The 16,772-nt window shown below is 72.9% G+C and carries 15 protein-coding genes and 1 riboswitch; of the genes, 4 read left to right on the top strand and 11 right to left on the bottom strand.

The annotated features are described in order from the left end of the window. Nucleotides 1-37 precede the first annotated feature (37 nt). Together Dvina_RS28355 and Dvina_RS28350 are read right to left on the bottom strand one after the other, a co-directional pair. Entirely contained in the window at nt 38-889 is an 852-nt protein-coding gene (locus Dvina_RS28355) for a CbtA family protein (protein ID WP_223092384.1), read from the bottom strand. 12 nt (nt 890-901) lie between these two features. Then, complete coding sequence (locus tag Dvina_RS28350) at nt 902-1,126, bottom strand: CbtB domain-containing protein (RefSeq protein WP_223092383.1); 225 nt, start codon at nt 1,124-1,126, stop codon at nt 902-904. 33 nt (nt 1,127-1,159) lie between these two features. Next, nucleotides 1,160-1,313: riboswitch (cobalamin riboswitch) on the bottom strand. 82 nt (nt 1,314-1,395) lie between these two features. On the opposite strand from Dvina_RS28350, the gene Dvina_RS28345 reads away from it, so the two are divergent. Continuing rightward, the gene (locus Dvina_RS28345) at nt 1,396-3,660 is read left to right on the top strand and encodes a catalase (RefSeq protein ID WP_223092382.1); all 2,265 of its coding nucleotides are present in this window, start codon (nt 1,396-1,398) and stop codon (nt 3,658-3,660) included. Nucleotides 3,661-3,844: 184 nt separating this feature from the next. Here Dvina_RS28345 and Dvina_RS28340 read toward each other — a convergent pair whose 3' ends face one another. After that, nucleotides 3,845-4,825 carry an LLM class F420-dependent oxidoreductase gene (locus tag Dvina_RS28340; protein ID WP_223092381.1) on the bottom strand — a complete coding sequence of 327 codons (981 nt, stop codon included), beginning with the start codon at nt 4,823-4,825 and terminating at the stop codon, nt 3,845-3,847. Nucleotides 4,826-4,835: 10 nt separating this feature from the next. Further along, nucleotides 4,836-5,336 (bottom strand): hemerythrin domain-containing protein, encoded by a 501-nt coding sequence (locus Dvina_RS28335; RefSeq protein ID WP_223092380.1) that lies wholly within the window; start codon nt 5,334-5,336, stop codon nt 4,836-4,838. Between the two features lie 137 nt (nt 5,337-5,473). Here Dvina_RS28335 and Dvina_RS28330 point away from each other — a divergent pair, with 137 nt between their 5' ends. Next, nucleotides 5,474-5,974 carry a PH domain-containing protein gene (locus Dvina_RS28330; RefSeq protein WP_246655372.1) on the top strand — a complete coding sequence of 167 codons (501 nt, stop codon included), beginning with the start codon at nt 5,474-5,476 and terminating at the stop codon, nt 5,972-5,974. Beyond that, complete coding sequence (locus tag Dvina_RS28325; protein ID WP_223092379.1) at nt 5,971-7,506, top strand: PH domain-containing protein; 1,536 nt, start codon at nt 5,971-5,973, stop codon at nt 7,504-7,506. Before Dvina_RS28330 ends, Dvina_RS28325 begins: the two co-directional genes overlap by 4 nt. Before the next feature lie 4 nt (nt 7,507-7,510). On the opposite strand, the gene Dvina_RS28320 is transcribed toward Dvina_RS28325, so the two are convergent. The 7 genes from Dvina_RS28320 to Dvina_RS28290 are packed head-to-tail and all read right to left on the bottom strand — an operon-like array spanning nt 7,511 to nt 15,210. After that, complete coding sequence (locus Dvina_RS28320) at nt 7,511-8,005, bottom strand: flavin reductase family protein (protein ID WP_223092378.1); 495 nt, start codon at nt 8,003-8,005, stop codon at nt 7,511-7,513. A 54-nt stretch (nt 8,006-8,059) separates the two neighbouring features. Continuing rightward, entirely contained in the window at nt 8,060-9,349 is a 1,290-nt protein-coding gene (locus Dvina_RS28315) for an LLM class flavin-dependent oxidoreductase (RefSeq protein WP_223092377.1), read from the bottom strand. Further along, a complete protein-coding gene (locus Dvina_RS28310; protein ID WP_223092376.1) occupies nt 9,346-10,167 on the bottom strand; it encodes an LLM class flavin-dependent oxidoreductase in 822 nt (273 codons plus the stop codon). Before Dvina_RS28310 ends, Dvina_RS28315 begins: the two co-directional genes overlap by 4 nt. Beyond that, the gene (locus tag Dvina_RS28305) at nt 10,164-11,750 is read right to left on the bottom strand and encodes a dipeptide ABC transporter ATP-binding protein (RefSeq protein WP_223092375.1); all 1,587 of its coding nucleotides are present in this window, start codon (nt 11,748-11,750) and stop codon (nt 10,164-10,166) included. The genes Dvina_RS28310 and Dvina_RS28305 overlap by 4 nt, the downstream gene beginning before the upstream one ends. A gap of 1 nt (nt 11,751) precedes the next feature. After that, a complete protein-coding gene (locus Dvina_RS28300; RefSeq protein WP_223092374.1) occupies nt 11,752-12,639 on the bottom strand; it encodes an ABC transporter permease in 888 nt (295 codons plus the stop codon). Between the two features lies 1 nt (nt 12,640). Then, nucleotides 12,641-13,570 (bottom strand): ABC transporter permease, encoded by a 930-nt coding sequence (locus tag Dvina_RS28295; protein WP_223092373.1) that lies wholly within the window; start codon nt 13,568-13,570, stop codon nt 12,641-12,643. 5 nt (nt 13,571-13,575) lie between these two features. Continuing rightward, complete coding sequence (locus Dvina_RS28290; RefSeq protein WP_223092372.1) at nt 13,576-15,210, bottom strand: ABC transporter substrate-binding protein; 1,635 nt, start codon at nt 15,208-15,210, stop codon at nt 13,576-13,578. A gap of 414 nt (nt 15,211-15,624) precedes the next feature. On the opposite strand from Dvina_RS28290, the gene Dvina_RS28285 reads away from it, so the two are divergent. Then, nucleotides 15,625-16,767, top strand: coding sequence for an LLM class flavin-dependent oxidoreductase (locus Dvina_RS28285; RefSeq protein WP_223092371.1), 1,143 nt, complete (start codon nt 15,625-15,627; stop codon nt 16,765-16,767). Nucleotides 16,768-16,772 lie beyond the last annotated feature (5 nt).

The following is a 16,772-nucleotide window of genomic DNA, read 5'->3' as shown; positions in this document are numbered from 1 at the left end:
CCGGCGGCCGCGCCCCGAGGTCCGCAGCCGGTCGGCGTCAGGCGGCGACCGGAGCCTCGACCCGGATCGGCCGGCCGCCCAGCAGCCGCTCGGCCAGCGGCGCGAAGATGAGCCCTATCGCACTCCACAGCAGCAGCTGCGCGGCCAGGGAGTACAGGCGGAATGTATAGAGCAGGTCCGCGTCGAATCCCGGGAACACGATGTCCCCCGCCTCGTTGCGCAGTGGCAGCGGTGTCTCCGAGGCGTGCCTGCCGTAGTCGGCGACGTTCGTGGGGAGGTCGCCGAACGACGGCAGCAGGAAGCCCAGGACCGCGGTGGCCACCACGAACGCCGCCCCCGCGATCACGGTGGCGTTCCAGGTGCCGAACCGGGGCTTGAGCCGCTGGCCGAGGACGGTGGCCAGGATCAGGAACGCGATCGAGGCCAGGAGCAGGATGAGGTAGTAGGCGCTGCGCTGGCCGATGGTCTCCTCGTGGCCGACCGCGGGCGGGTTCGCCGGATACTTCAGGAACGGCACGAAGTAGAACGTGAGGAACCCGGCCCCGGCCAGGATCAGGGCCAGGCTGCGCGGGCGGAGGTTGCCGACGCGGCCCAGGCAGACCATGTACGCGACAGCGAACAGCGCCCCCATGGCCAGCCCGAACAGCAGCATGCCCACACCGATGCCGACATTGCCCTGGACGGTCCGGCTGAACAGCTCGTGGCTGTGCTCGTCGGCGACGGCGGCCCCGGCCGCCGAGTCCAGGGCGTGCTGGGCCTCGTCGCGGCCGCTCTCGTAGTCGACGGCCTGCTGGATCAGCGGCTCGGCGAAGATGCGCGCGAAGATGAACGCGACGAGGCCGGCGGCCAGGCCGGCCAGCGCGCCGCGCAGGATGATGCGCTTTTCCACGGATTCGGTGCCTCAGTGGCAGGGGAAACCGAGGAAGTGGCGGCCGTCGTGCACGAACTCGTGCACGTGCGCGTCGGCGCCGAAGACCGACACGGCGCCCTGGTCGATGCCGATGAAGTAGTACAGCAGGGCGGCGAATGCGGCCGTGCCGACCAGCCAGACGAGTGACCGGGACAGCGGGATGACGACGGGTGCCGCAGTGGCGACGGCGGCCGGGGTCGACGATGACACGCTCATATGAGCCTCCTTCAGGGATCTTGCGTCCCTCTAGTGCAGTGGCGGCTGACGGCGGAGGGTCTGACTCACCGCGCACCCGGAGGTGTGCGGCTCACAGTGGCGCGACCGTGCCGGGCTTTCACCGGCTTCCTGTCGCCGTCAAGTACCGCCGACGCTACGGGCAGCGACCGTCAACCGTCAATCCGCAGGCCCGGCCAGTGCCGCGATTCACGATCTTGATCGATCGGCTGGTTTGTTTTGCCCCGATCCGCCCGGGTACCGGCGGCCGTATGGAATCCCGCAAGCCAACCGAGGTGGTCAAAGACGTGGTCGAGGCCGCCGCCGCCAAGGTGACAAACGCGCTGACGCCCGACGTGCCCGGCAAGCCGGGCAGCGTCACGCCGTCCTTGACCGAGCCGACCGACCCCACCGGCCCGCCGCCCCCGTCCAAGGAGCAGGGGACCCCGGCGACGGTCAGCCCCACCGGCGTGGCGACCGGGGCACCGCCGATCTCCAAGGCGCAGCAGGGCGACTTCCTCACCACGTCGACCGGCACCCGCCTGCGCGACACCGACCACTCGCTGAAGGCCGGGCCGCGCGGCCCGGTCCTGCTGCAGGACCACCACTTCCGCGAGAAGATGACGCACTTCGACCACGAGCGCATCCCCGAGCGGGTCGTGCACGCCCGTGGGACCGGGGCGCACGGCTACTTCATCGGGTACGGGACCGCGGCCGACGTCACCAGGGCCGCGTTCCTGGCCAAGGACGTGCGCACCGAGGTCTTCGTGCGCTTCTCGACGGTCCTGGGCTCCCGGGGCTCGGCCGACACGGTCCGCGACACCCGCGGCTTCGCCACGAAGTTCTACACCGAGGAGGGCAACTTCGACCTCGTCGGCAACAACATCCCGGTGTTCTTCATCCAGGACGCGATCAAGTTCCCGGACGTCATCCACGCCGGCAAGCCGCACCCGGACCGGGAGATCCCGCAGGCCCAGAGCGCCCACGACACGTTCTGGGACTTCGTGTCGCTGCACACCGAGGCCCAGCACCACACGATGTGGAACATGTCCGACCGGGGCATCCCGCGCTCGTACCGGATGATGGAGGGCTTCGGCGTCCACACCTTCCGGCTCGTCAACGCGGCCGGCGACACCGCCCTGGTGAAGTTCCACTGGAAGCCCAAGCTCGGCGTGCACTCCCTCACCTGGGAGGAGGCGCAGCTGATCGCCGGCGTCGACCCGGACTACCACCGCCGCGACCTGTACGACGCCATCGAGGCCGGCGCGTTCCCCGAGTGGGAGCTGGGTCTGCAGGTGTTCCCGGACACGGCGGACGAGACGTTCGCCGGCGTCGACCTGCTCGACCCGACGAAGATGGTGCCGGAGGAGCTCGCACCGGTGCAGCCGGTCGGGCGCATGGTGCTTGACCGCACCCCGACCAACTTCTTCGCCGAGGTCGAGCAGAGCGCCTTCCACCTGGGTCACCTGCCCCCGGGCATCGACGTCACCAACGACCCGCTGCTGCAGGGCCGCCTGTTCTCCTACGTCGACACCCAGATCACCCGCCTGGCCGGGCCGAACTTCAACCAGATCCCGGTCAACCGGCCGCACGCGCCGGTCAACGACATGCTCCGCGACGGCTTCCACCAGCAGGCGGTGCACGGCGGGGTGGCGCCGTACCGCCCCAACTCCCTCGACGGCGGCAACCCGTTCACCGCGGGCGCCGACCAGGCCGCGTTCGCCGACCTGCCGGTGACCGTCACCGAGGCGCCGAAGGTGCGGGCGAGCCCGGCCTCGTTCGCCGACCACTACAGCCAGGTCCGGCTGTTCTGGCTGAGCATGACGCCTGTCGAGCGCGAGCACATCATCAACGCCTACACGTTCGAACTGTCGCGCTGCTACCACCAGGAGATCCGCGAGCGGCAGCTGCAGTGCCTGGCCAACATCGACCCGGTGCTGTGCGCCGAGGTGGCCGCGGGCCTGGGCCTGCCCACCCCCGAGGCGACGGAGCCGGTGGCCGACGTCGCACCGAGCCCGGCACTGTCGCAGGTCGGCCAGGCGTGGCCCCCGGACGGCCGGGTCATCGGCATCGTCGTGGGCCCGCAGACCGGCGGCACCGAGGACGTCGACGCGGTCCGCCGCACGATCCTCGGCGCCGGCATGGTCCCGCTCGTCATCGGGCCGCACGGTGGCCTGATCGGCGACCTGACGGTCCAGCGGACCTTCGCCGCCGCCCGCTCGGTGGAGTTCGACGCGCTGCTGCTGGCCGCCGCGCCGGCGCCGTCGCCCGATGCGATACCGGCGCGGGACGCGAAGGCGGGCGCCTCGGACTCGGCGACCGTCGACCCGCGCGTGCTCCTGCTCATCGACGAGGCGTGGCGCCACGGCAAGGCGATCGGCGCCTGGGGCACCGGCGCGGAGGCCCTGCAGCAGGTCGGCGTGGCCGGCTCACCGGGCGTCGTCACGGGCGAGGACGGCGCGGCGACACTCGAGGCGGTGCAGGCGCTCCTGCCCCTGCACCGCGTCTGGGACCGGTTCCCGGCCTCGGTCGCATAAGGGCGCAGCGCCGCCCGCAGGCATGACGAGGGCCGGCTCCCGCGACGCGGGGGCCGGCCCGCACTGTGTGCGCTTCGGACCGGCCCGCACGACGAAAGCCGGCCCGCACGACGAAAGCCGGCCCTCATGACGAGGGCCGGCTCTCGACCACACGGGCACGGGCCTCCCGGACCCGCCCCAGGTGCTACTTCGCGAGGGTGCGCAGGCGCTCCAGCAGCGGCCCCGCGGCCTCGTCCAGGAAGCGCTGCTGCAGGACGTCGCCGACCTGCACGACCGCGACGTCCGTGAAGCCGGCCTCCCAGTAGGGCCTGACGCTCTCGGCCAGCTCGTCCAGGTCGGGGCCGCAGGCGATCGAGTCCGCGACGTCCTCCTTGCGCACGAACTGGCTCGCCGCGTGGAAGCCGGCCGGCGTGGGCAGGTCGGCGTTGACGAACCAGCCGCCGCCGAACCAGCGGAACTGCTCGTGGGCCAGGTCGACCGCCTCCTGCCGGGACGGAGCCCAGCAGATCGGGATCTGCCCGATGGCCCGGGACCTCGCGGCACCCGCGGGGCGGGCCTTGTTCCAGCCCTTGACCAGGTCGGCGTCGGGCTCGACGGCGATCAGGTGGTCGCCCAGCGGGGCGAAGCGCTCGACCGACTTCTCGCCCGACACGGCCAGGCCGATCGGGACACCGCCGTCCGGGGTGTCCCAGATGCGGGCGGAGTCCACCCGGAAGTAGTCGCCCTCCCACGTCACCAGGTCGCCGGTGTGCAGGGCCCGGATGATCTGCACGGCCTCCTCGAGCATGTCCTGGCGCTGGGCGACCGGTGGCCAGCCCTCGCCGGTGACGTGCTCGTTGAGGTTCTCCCCGGCACCCAGGCCGAGGGTGAAGCGGCCGTCGGCCAGCAGCTGCAGCGTGGCCGCCTTCTGGGCGACGACCGCCGGGTGGTACCGCTGGGTCGGGCACGTCACGTAGGTCGCCAGCTCGACGCGTTCGGTCGCGTGGGCCACGGCGCCGAGGACCGACCAGGCGTAGGGCGCGTGGCCCTGCTCGGTCAGCCACGGCGAGTAGTGGTCGCTGCAGACCTCGAAGTCGAAGCCGGCCTCCTCCGCCCGCACCGCGTAGCGGACCAGATCCTTCGGTCCGCTCTGCTCGGTCATCAGGGTGTATCCGAAGTTGACCACTGTCGCCTCCTCAGGCGCGCATCGCGTCGAGCGCCTTCTTCAGCGCCGCCGGCTGCGTGGGCCGGGTCGGGGCCTTCGGCTTGAGCTCGAGCATCCTCGCGCCGATCTCCTGGAGCTGGCTGCGGCCCAGGCCCTCGCGGACCTTCGGGAACCACTCCTGCTCCTCCTCCTCGATGTGGTGGGTCACGTTCTCGATGAGCACCGTGACCTTCGCGTCGAAGTGCTCGTCCTCGGCGTCCATCGCGGCCAGCTCGAAGCACAGCACGTCGGCGACGTGGTGCTCCTCGTACGACTCGAGCACGTCGTCCTCGAGGTCGGGCAGGAGCTTGCGGACCTCGGGGTACATGACCTCGTTCTCGATGTACGTGTGGACCGTCAGCTCCTTGAGGATCTGCTCCACGATCTCGGCCTTGCGCGCGGCCGGGCCGTCCTCGGCGCTCTGGAACTCCTTGAACAGCCGCTTGACGGTCTTGTGGTCGTCTTTGAGCAGCACAATCGCGTCGGTCGACATCTATTCTCCTTTAGCCCTGCGATCCAATCAGTGGTTCGCGTACCCGGGGAGGTACCTGCACAAACGGACGAAGTGACGGCGCCCACCCATGACATATGTCTTGATGATCCCGCGGTGGCAGGGTCCATGATGATCGGATGACGGCAGAGGTGGTGCGGCTGCGGCCGCCCATGCACCGGGTCAGTCCGCGCGCCCTGTGGTACTGGGCGGCCCGGGCCGCGGTGCTGTGGATCGTGCTGATCGTGCCCCAGGCGATCTGGTGGTTCGCCGACAGCGACGGGGGCCGGCTGCCGCACGTGCTCGTGGCCGCGGCCTGGCTGGTGCTGGCCGCGGCGCACCTGGTCGCGATGCCGCAGTGGCGCTACCGGGTGCACCGCTGGGAGGCGACGCCGACGGCGGTGTACACCCAGACGGGGTGGCTCAGCCAGGAGCGGCGGATCGCGCCGATCTCGCGGGTGCAGACCGTCGACAGCGAGCGCGGGCCGATCGAACAGCTGTTCAAGCTCGCGAACGTGACGGTGACGACGGCCTCGGCGGCCGGTCCGATCAAGATCGAGGGGCTGGCCGCGGCCGACGCCGACCGGCTCGTCGCCGACCTGACCAGCCGGGTCGGCCAGTCGACCGGGGACGCCACGTGACCACCGCGCTCGGGCCGGCCGAGGGGGCGGTGGCGGACACCGGCGACGGCTGGCGGCGGCTGAGCCCGCGGATGCTGGCGGTCCACCCCGTGATGGAGCTGCGCCGGCTGATCTTCCCGCTGATCGCGGTGCTCGTCGGGGTGCAGACCAACAACGGCGCGGACGGCGGCTGGTGGGCGCTCGGCATCGGCGGGCTCGGCATCGGGCTGGGCTTCCTGCGCTACTTCACCACGTCGTTCCGGATCACCCCCGAATACGTCCAGGTCCGCCGGGGCCTCATCCGCCGGCGCACGCTGACCGTGCCCCGCGACCGCATCCGCACCGTCGACGTCACCGCGCACCTGCTGCACCGCGTCTTCGGCCTGGCCCGGGTCACCGTCGGCACCGGCCAGACCGACAAGAAGAACGACGGCGTGAAGTTCGACGGGCTCGGCGCCGCCGCGGCCGAGAACCTGCACCGCGAGCTCCTGCACCGCCCGGTGGCCGCGCCGGGCACCACCGCGGTGCCGGAGGTGGCGAGCGCCACCCAGGAGACGCTGCTCGCGGCGCTGCGGCCGGGCTGGATCAGATACGGCCCGTTCACGCTGTCGGGCCTGGTCACGATCGGTGTGCTTGTCGGCCTCGGGTCGCGGCTGGTGAACGAGAGCCACGTCGACCTCACGAAGATCGGTCTCGTGCACGCGTCGATCGACTACCTGCAGCAGCGGCCGCTGCCGGTGGCGATCCTGCTGGTCATCGCCGGGATCGTGGTGTTCACCGCCGTCGCGTCGACAGTCGGCTACGTCCTGGCGTTCTGGGGCTTCCGGCTCAGCCGGCACGACAGCGGCACCCTGCACGTGCGGCGCGGGCTGCTCACCACCCGCAACACCACGATCGAGGAGCGCCGGCTGCGCGGGGTGGAGCTCAGCGAGCCGCTGCTGCTGCGGGCGGTCGGCGGTGCCCGGGTCCTCGCCATCGCCACCGGACTGCGGGTTGGCCGCGGCGCCGAGCGCGGCGGCTCCGTCCTGCTGCCGCCGGCGCCGCACACGGTCGCCGCGGACGTGGCCGGGACGGTCATCGGCGCCGCCGAGCCGCTGCGGATGGCGCTGGCCGGCCACGGCCGCCGGGCCACGCTGCGCCGGTTCACCCGGGCCGGCGTGACGAGCACGGTCATGATCCTGATCGTGCTGGCGTCGGTGCTGGTGGCCGGGGTGCCGTGGTGGGCGTTCCTGACGGCCCTGGCCCTGCTGCCGCTCGGCCTGCTGCTGGCCTGGGACCGGGCCGGGGCGCTCGGCCACGCGGTGACCGGCGGCTGGCTGGTCAGCCGCCAGGGGAGCCTGGTGCGGCGCCGCTACGTGCTGCGCACCGACGCCGTCATCGGCTGGAACCTGACCACGTCGCTGTTCCAGCGCCGGGCCGGCCTGACGACGCTCACCGCGACCACCGCCGGCGGCCGCCAGGGCTACGCGATCCTCGACGTCGCCGACGCCGAGGCCGTCCGGGTGGCCGAGGCCGCGGTCCCCGGGCTGCTGCGGCAGTTCATGACGGGCTGAACGGCTACGCCGCCCGGTGCAGGCGGCCGAAGGCGCTGCGGTGGAAGACCAGCGGCGCGGCGGCGTGGTCGGCGTCGAGGTCGTGGATGCGCAGCAGGACGATGACGTGGTCGCCGGCCGGGTACTCCTCCTCGATGCTGCAGTCCAGCCAGGCGCACGCGCCGTCGAGGAGGATCTCCCCGTCGCGGCTGGCCCGCCAGGTGGCCCCGGCGAACCGGTCGCCGTCGCGCTGGGCGAGCTGGCGGCCGAGGCGCTCCTGGTCGGCGGCGAGCACGCTGACGCCGAGGCGGGGGGCCCGGCGCAGGACCGGCCAGGTGGTCGAGGTGCGGGCGATGCACACCGACGCGAGCGGCGGGTCGAGGGACACCGACGTGAACGAGCTGGCGGCGAGGCCGACCGGGGTGCCGTCGACGATCGCGGCGATCGCCGTCACGCCGGTCGGGAACGCCCCGAAGACGCGGCGCAGGTCGGCGGGGGAGAGCAGTGCGGGCGAGGTCATCGGTTCGGCCCGTCCTTCCGCTGGTGTACCGGTCATGCCAGTCTAGCCAATTTCCTAGTGATTCGATAGGGAAGAGGGATCGAGATCCAGGTGGTCCCGCAAGGTGGTGCCGGTGTACTCGGTGCGGTACACGCCGCGCGCCTGCAGCTCGGGCACCAGCCGGTCCACCACGTCCTCGACGGTGCCGGGCAGCTGCTGGGGGAGCAGGTTGAAGCCGTCGACGACGCCGTCGCGCACGTAGCGGGCCCACTCGTCGGCGACCTGCCCGGGCGTGCCGGTGAAGCTCTCGTGGCCGGGGCTGACCGCGATGACCAGGTCCCGGATCGACAGGTTGCGCTCCGCGGCCAGCTCGCGCCAGCCGGCGATGCGGGCCGCCTTGCCGGTGCGAAACTCGATCGGCAGCGTCCCGCGGGACGGGTCCAGCTCGCCCTCGGCGGGGTCGATGTCGGGCAGCGGGCCGTCGGGGTCGTAGCCGGACAGGTCCTTGCCCCAGAACTGCTCCAGGTACGCGATGGCCCGCGGCCCGGTCGTCTGCTCGCGCTTGATCCAGCGGGCCTTCTCCTCGGCCTCGGCCGCGGTGTCGCCGAGCACGACCGACGCGCCCGGCAGGATGCGCACCGCGTCCACCGGCCGCCCGATCGCGCGCAGCCGCCCGCGCAGATCCTCCGCGTAGGCGGCCGCCTTCTCGTAGCTCGTGTTGGCCGAGAACACGACGTCGGCGTGGCGGGCGGCGAGGTCGCGGCCGCCGGGCGAGTCACCGGCCTGGAACAGCACCGGCCGCCCCTGCGGGCTCGGCGGCACCGCGCCGACGGCGTCCAGGCGCAGGATGTCGCGGTCCGCGGTGACCCGTTCACCCCGCCACAGCGCCTTGGCCGCCGCGACGAACGCCGACGCCCGCTCGTAGCGCCGCTCGTGCGCCAGCCAGCCGCCGTGCCGGAAGTTTTCCCCGGTCCAGGCGTTGTCGGTGGTCACGATGTTCCAGCCGGCCCGCCCGCCGGACACCGCGTCGAGGCTGGCCAGGCGCCGGGCCAGGTCGGCCGGGTAGTTGTACGTGGTGTTCTGGGTGGCCACGAGCCCGATGTGCGTGGTCTGCGCGGCAAGCGCGGCGAGCTGGGTGATGGCGTCGGGGCGCCCGGCGACGTCGAGGGCGTGCACGGTGCCGCGGTTCTCCCGCACGCGCAGCCCCTCCCCGAGGAAGAACGCGTCGAACAGGCCGCGCTCCAGGGCCCTGGCGACGTGCAGGAACGTGTCGATGTGCGTGTGGTCGGCGAAGTCGGGCTCGGTCCACAACAGGTTGGGTCCGACGCCGGTGAAGAAGACACCCAGATGCAGGAAGCGGCTCATGCTGTACCCCGGGCACGTGCGAAGCGGTTCGCCGGCCGGGCCAGGCCCAGGGCCTGACGCAGCGTGGCGGCGGTCGAAGGGGCTGGGACGGGCGCCAGCTCCCCGCCGTCGTCGCGGATCAGCACACCGTCGGCGGCACCGTCCAGTGTGGACACGTCGAACCCGGCCGGCACGGCCGCGAACACGAGGGCGTCACCCCGCTCGACGTCCGCGCCGGGCTCCACCACGAGCACGTCGAGGCGGTCGGTGATGCCGAGTGCAGGCGAGCCGATGACGACCACCTGCCCCTGGGGCGGGCGGGTCGTGATGAGCGGGCCGACGATCGAGAACCGCGGGCTCTCGAAGTGCACGTGGTGCACGCGGGCCGGGTCGAGGAACCGCCCGGTCGGCACGTCGCGGATGATGGCGTCGTCCTCCCACGAGTCCCACAGCCGCCGGGCCACGTCGACGACGTCACCGACCTCCGCCGGGTCGACCTCGGTGCGCCCGACGGTGGCCAGGGCGGCCGGGTCCGACGTGGCCCCGACGACCCAGCCGGCCCGGCCCAGCGACGCGTGGTCGAGGCTGGCCAGCTGGGTGGCGAGGTGGAACGGCTCGGTGGTGGTCGCGTGCAGCGTCGGCGCGAGGCCGATGCGGGTGGTGCGCCGGGCGAGGAACGCGGCCCGCACGCCGGCCTCGATCCCGCCGCGCAGCGGGTCGTCGGGGAACGTGACGAACGCGTATCCGGCCGCCTCGGCCGCCCGGACCCGGGCCTCGAGGGACGCCGGATCGGGCGCGTCGACCTCCAGGGCGTAGAACCGCACTGCGGAGTGGGTCATCGGGCGGCCTCCAGCCGGGGCACCGCGGCGAGCAGCGCCTTCGTGTAGTCGTCGGTCGGTCGGGTGAAGACCTCTTCGACCGGGCCCTGCTCCACGACCCGGCCGTCATGCATGACCAGCACCCGGTCGGCGAGGTGGTGCACGACGCCCAGGTCGTGGGAGATGAACAGCAGCGCGGTGCCGTCGGCCGCCTGCAGGTCGGCGAGCAGGTCCAGGACCTGGGCCTGGATCGACACGTCGAGCGCGGAGACCGGCTCGTCGCAGACGATGACGTCCGGGCGCGGCCCGACGGCCCGGGCGATCGCCACCCGCTGGCGCTGCCCGCCGGAGAGCTCCCGCGGGTGCCGGCGCAGGTGGGCCGGGCCGAGCCCGACCCGTTCGAGGAGTTCCACGACCCGGTCCCGGCGGGCGGCGCCGCGCAGATCGAGCGGCTCGGCGACGAGCTTCTCGACGGTGTACCGCGGGTCGAAGGAGCTCAGCGGGTCCTGGGCGATCACCTGGATGCGCCGGCGCAGGGGCCGCCGGCGCCGCTCGGGCACGCCGCTCCAGCGGGTGCCGCCGAGGTGGACGGCGCCGGCCGCGGGCTCGACGAGGCCGAGCGCGATCCGGGCGACAGTCGTCTTGCCGGAGCCGGACTCGCCGACGATGCCCAGGGTCTCGCCGCGGGCGAGGGTGAAGCCGACGTCGTCGACGACGTGCCGGGCCCCGTAGTGGTGCTGGAGCCCCTCGGCCCGCAGCACGACGTCGTCCGCCGCGACGGCCCGCTGCGGCAGCGCCACCCGCTCGGCCGAGCTGAGCCGCAGCCCCTTCGAGGCCGCGGTGGGCACCGCGGCCAGCAGCAGCTTGGTGTACTCGTGCTGCGGGTCGGCGAGCACGGCGGCGGTCGGCCCCTGCTCGACGATGACGCCGTCGTGCATGACCAGGACCCGGTCGGCGATCGAGGAGACGACGGCCAGGTCGTGGCTGACCAGCAGCAGCGTCGACCCGGCGGCCTTGCGCTCGGCGAGCAGGCGCAGCAGCTGGGCCTGGACTGTCACGTCGAGGGCGGTGGTCGGCTCGTCGGCGATGAGCAGCGGCGGGTCGGCGGCGATGGCCGAGGCGATGAGCGCGCGCTGGCGCAGCCCGCCGGAGAGCTGGTGCGGGTACTGCTCTGCCCGCTCGGCCGGGTCCGGCACGCCGACCGCGTCGAGCAGGGCGGTGACCCGCCCGGTGCGCTCACCCGCGGTGCCGATGGCGTGCACCCGCAGGACCTCGCCGATCTCCTGCCCGACGGTGTTGAGCGGGTCGAGGGAGACCAGGGCGTCCTGCAGGACGAGCCCGGCGACCCGGCCGCGCAGCCGCCGCCACTCGCGGTCGCCGAAGCCGATGGTGTCGCGGCCGTCGAGGCGCAGCGTGCCGGCCTCGACGATGGCTGTCGCGCCGGCCAGCCCGACGAGGGTGCGCGCGGTGACGCTCTTGCCGGAGCCGCTCTCGCCGACGATGGCCACGCACTCGCCGCGCTCGACGGTGAAGCTGATCCCGCGCACGGCGTGGACCGGCCCGGGGAACGTGACCCGGAGGTTCTCGACCTCGACGAGTGTCATGTCAGCGCCTGCCTTCGAAGCGGCGCTGCAGCCGGCGGCCGAGGGCGGTCAGCGCGATGACGGTCATGGTGAGGGTCGCGCCCGGCAGGATCGCCGACCACCAGGCGACGCGCAGGTAGCTGCGGCTCTCGGCGAGCATCGCGCCCCACTCCGGGGTCGGCGGCTGCGGGCCCATGCCGAGGAACGACAGGGCCGACGCGTTGACGATCGCGGTGCCCAGGCCGATGGTGGCCAGGATCGGCAGCGGCCCGAGGACGTTGGGCAGGACGTGCCGCCAGACCAGCCGGGCCCGGGACAGGCCGAACGTGACCGCCTGCTCGACGTATCCGGCCCGGCGCACCAGCAGGGTCTGGGCCCGCACGATGCGCCCGTAGCGCGGTGCGAACGCCAGGGCGATGGCCAGCACCAGACTGGGGGTGCCGGGCTCGGTGAAGGCGATGAAGAGCAGCGCCAGGAGTACCTCCGGAAAGGCCGACAGCACATCGAGGGCGCGGCTGAGGACCTCGTCGATCCACCGGGGCGCGAGGCCCGCGAGGAGCCCGACGAGCCCGCCAGCCAGCAGCGACAGCGCGGTCGAGGCGGCGCCGATGGCCAGGGAGTACCGGGCGCCGTGGACGGTGCGGGTGAACACGTCGCGGCCGAGCTGGTCGGTGCCGAACCAGTGCCCGCCGCTGGGCGCCTGCAGGGCCGCGAACGGGTCGGCGGCCAGCGGGTCGGCGCCGGTCAGCAGCCCGGGGGCGATCGCGGCGATCAGGATCAGCGCGATGACGACGACCGCGGCGACGAGCCCGGGAGCCCGGAGCCGCCGCAGCCGGGACCGGCGCTCCTCCGCGGGCGCCGGGGCCGGCTGGGCGCTGGTGGCGGGCGTGGCCGAGAGCGTGATCGACATGTCAGCCCTTCCGCAGCCGGGGGTCGATGATGAGGTACGTCAGGTCGGCCAGCGTGCTGAGCGCGACGTAGATGGCGGCCGACAGCATCACCACGGCGAGGACCACGGGGATGTCCTTGGTGCCCACGGCGTCGGTGGCGACCTGGCCCAGGCCCGGCCGGCCGAAGACGCGTTCGACGACGACGGCCGCGCTGAGCAGGAAGCCGATGAGCGTGCCGGCCAGGGTGACGGCGGGCAGCAGGGCGTGGCGCAGCGCATGGCGCCACAGCAGCGCCTGGCGGGTCAGCCCGCGGGAGCGGGCGGTCACCGCGAACGGCTCGTCGAGCGCGCGTTCGAGGCCCTCCCGGATGACCTGGCTGAGCAGGCCGCCGAGCGGCAGGGCCAGCGACAGTGCGGGCAGGACGAGCGCGGACAGGTCGCGGTCGCCGGAGACCGGGAACCAGCCGAAGCGGAACGAGAAGACGCTCAGCAGCAGGATGCCGATGAGGAAGCCGGGCGCGGAGACGGCCGAGAGCTCCAGGGCCGAGGCCAGCCCGCGCACCCAGCGCCACCGGCCGGTGCGCCCGGTGCTGAGCAGGGCCAGCCCGAGCGCCACGACGACGGTGAATGCACTCGCGGCCAGGGTCAGCTTCACCGTCGGCCAGACCTGGCTGGCGATGATGTCGGTGACGGGGCGCTGCAGGACGTAGGAGCGGCCGAAGTCACCGTGCAGCAGCCGCCACAGGTAGGTGACGTACTGCACCACCGCGGGGCGGTCCAGGCCGAGGTCGGCCGCGATCTGCGCGCGGATCTGCGGGGTGTCCGGCCCGTCGCCGACGAGCGTGTCGACGGTGTCGCCGGGCGCCAGGTGCAGCGCCAGGTAGGCCGCGGTGGCGGCGGCCCAGAGGACCACCGCCCCGCTGCCGAGGCGCCGGAGTACGGCTCGCCACATGGTTGCTACTTTCCGATCCAGACGTTGTAGGCGCTGCCCGGTACCCCCGCGGTCGGCTCGAAGCCGAGGCCGCCGACCGTCTTCTGGGCGGCGATCTGGTCCGCCGGGGCGTAGAGGGGCAGCAGTGTCGCGTTGTCGGTGAGCGTGCGCTGGATGGAGGTGTAGATCTCCTTGCGCTTGGCCGGGTCGGACGTCGCCGAGCCGGCCGCGACCTGCGCGTCGAGCTCGGGGCTGGTGAAGCCGTGCCGGTTGATCGGGGCGCCCTTGGGCACGATCAGCGTGAGCGCGGCGCCGGCGTCGGTGTCGGCCCGGGAGTTGTCGAAGACCTCGAACTCGCCCTTGTTGAGCGCGTCGGTGGCGGTGCCCTGGTCGACGACCTTCACCTGCAGGTCGATGCCGGCCGACTGCTTGACCGCGGCCTGGACGGCCTGGGCCAGGATGTCGCGCTTGTCGCGCACGAACGGCGCCGACAGCACGATGCGCACGGTGAGCCGGGCGCCGTCCTTGGTGCGGAAGCCATCGGCGTCCCTGGTGGCCCAGCCGGCCTCGTCGAGCAGCCTGCCGGCCTCGGCCGGGTCGTTGCCGTAGGTCTTCTCCAGCGACGCGTCGTAGTACGGCCCGGACGGGCTCAGGATGCTCCAGGCCCGGGTCGCGGTGCCGCGGTACACGCCCTGCAGGACCCCGTCGACGTCGACCGCGTCGCGGAACGCCTTGCGGACCCTGATGTCGTTGAACGGCGCCCTGGTCTGGTTGAAGTAATAGTTGTACGCGGTACCGCTGTTGAGGTGCTGGCTGAACTGCAGGTTGGGGTCGGCCTTGACCAGGCCCTGCTCGGTGGCGGGGACGCCCTCGATGACGTCGACCTGCTGCGAGGTGAGCGCGCCGACGCGGACCGAGGACTCCTTGAGGAACCGGTACGTGACCTCGTCGAGATACGCGGCGCCCTGGTGCCCCGCGTTGGCCGGCGCCCAGTGGTAGTCCGGGTTCTTCTTGTAGTGGACCTCCTGGCCCTTGCTGTAGCGGTCGAGGATGAACGGGCCGGTGCCGACCACGTCCGGGCCGCCGGCCTTGAGGTTCGGGCTCTTGAGCGACTTCGGCGAGATCTGCGCGCCCTGCGGCGAGGCGAAGAAGTCCAGGATGCCCACGTCGGGTTGCTTGAGGTCGACCTCGATGGTGGAGCTGTCGACGACCTTGGCCCCGGCGTAGTACTTGAGCTGCGTCGACGTGACGCCCGGAGCGTAGCCCGGCACGAGGAGCTGGTCGAGGTTCGCCTTGACCGCGGCGGCGTCGAACCTGTCGCCGTCGTGGAACTTCACGTCGTCACGCAGCTTGAAGGTGTACGCCTTGCCGTCGGACGAGGCCTCGTAGGACTTCGCCAGCCACGGGACGTAGCCGCCCTTCTCGTCGTGCGTGAGGAGCGCCTCGAAGCTGTTCCAGACCAGCAGCCGGGCCTTGGCCTGCGCGTACTGGTGCGGGTTGAAGGTGACCGGCTCGGTCTCCACCGCCCACGTCAGCTTGCCGCCGGTGACCGGCGCGCCCGCGGCGGCTCCCGGGTCCTCGGCCGCGCCGCCGCCGCAGCCGGCGGTCAGCAGCGCGACGGCGGCCAGGCCGGCCAGGTATCGACCTATGTATCCACGCATGGACATTCCTCGGGGTGGCTCGTCGGGTGGTGTCGGCCAGTTGAGCAGTGGCTCAGCGTGACTGTCAACGGTCGATGGGCGTTCCTGTCGGCCATGTCACGAAGCCCTCGCCAAAAACATATCTTGCACGTAGGATAAGTCGGCTATTGCTCCGGCACAACGGAGGTCCCGCATGTCGAAACCGCCCCGCTCCAGCCGTCTGGTCAGCCCGGTCGATACCGAGGCCCGCGGCGTGTACCGCATAACCCGCACTCCCGACGACACCCGGCCGCGCTGCCGATGCACCGGCCACGTACCGGCCGCCCCCGCCCCGGGGCGTTACCGCACCGGCGCCGACCGGTTCGGCAGGCGGTCACAGAGGGTCACCATCGCCGGGGCCCTCGACGCCCGCCCCGCCGACCGGGAGTACCGGGCATGAGCACGACCGACCCCCTGCACCTCGCGGTGGCCCTCGACGGCGCCGGCTGGCACCCGGCGGCCTGGCGCGAGGAGTCCGCGCGGACCGAGGAGCTGTTCACCGCCGACTACTGGCTGGGGCTGGTGCGCCGGGCCGAGGAGGGCGCGCTCGACTTCGTCACCATCGAGGACTCCCACGGCCTGGCCCCCGGCGGCGCCGGCAACGTCCGCGGCCACCTCGACGCGCTGCTCATCGCCGCCCGCGTCGCCCCGCTGACCAGCCGCATCGGCCTGGTCCCCACGGTGCTGACCACGACGACCGAGCCGTTCCACGTCTCCACCCAGCTGGCCACCCTCGACTACATCAGCACCGGCCGGGCCGGCTGGCGGGCCCGCGTCGCCGTCGACCCCGACGTCGTCGCGGCCGCCCTCGCCGCCGCGAACGGCGACCCGGACGCCATCGACCCCGAGCTGATCTCGGGCCTGTTCGAGGACGCCGCCGACCACATCGAGGTCGTGCGCCGGCTCTGGGACAGCTGGGAGGACGACGCCGTCATCCGCGACGCGGCCACGGGGCGCTTCGTCGACCGCGACAAGCTGCACTACATCGACTTCGCCGGGAAGCACTTCAGCGTCAAGGGCCCGTCGATCACGCCCCGCCCGCCGCAGGGCCAGCCGGTCGTCACCGCGCTCGCGCACTCTCGGGTGCCGTACGAGTTCGCCGCCGCCGGCGCGGACGTCGTCTTCGTCACCCCGGCCGACGCCGGCCACGCCCGCGCGATCGTCGACGAGGTGCGCTCGCTGACCGACCGCCGGCTGCTCGTGTTCGCCGACGTGAACGTGTTCCTGGACCCGGCCCGCAAGCAGCGGCTGGATTCGGCGGGCTCCGGACAGTACAGCAGCGATGCCTTCGTGTTTGCGGGAAGTGCGGCGGAGCTGGCCGATCTGCTCCTGCGGTGGCGGGCGGCCGGGCTCGACGGGTTCCGGCTGCGGCCGGGGGCGCTGCCGGCCGACCTGGACGCGATCGTCGACGAACTGGTGCCGATCCTGCGGGAGCGGGGCGTGTTCCGCACCGGCTACACCGAGACCACCCTGCGCGGCCACCTCGGCCTCGCGCGACCCGCGAACCGCTACGCCCGCACCGAGGAGATCGCAGCCTAATGTCT

Source organism: Dactylosporangium vinaceum, assembly GCF_019904175.1.
GTDB classification, from domain to species: Bacteria; Actinomycetota; Actinomycetes; order Mycobacteriales; family Micromonosporaceae; genus Dactylosporangium; species Dactylosporangium vinaceum.
The sequence above is the reverse complement of the archived record's forward strand: the minus strand, read 5'-3'. Positions and strand labels throughout refer to the sequence as shown.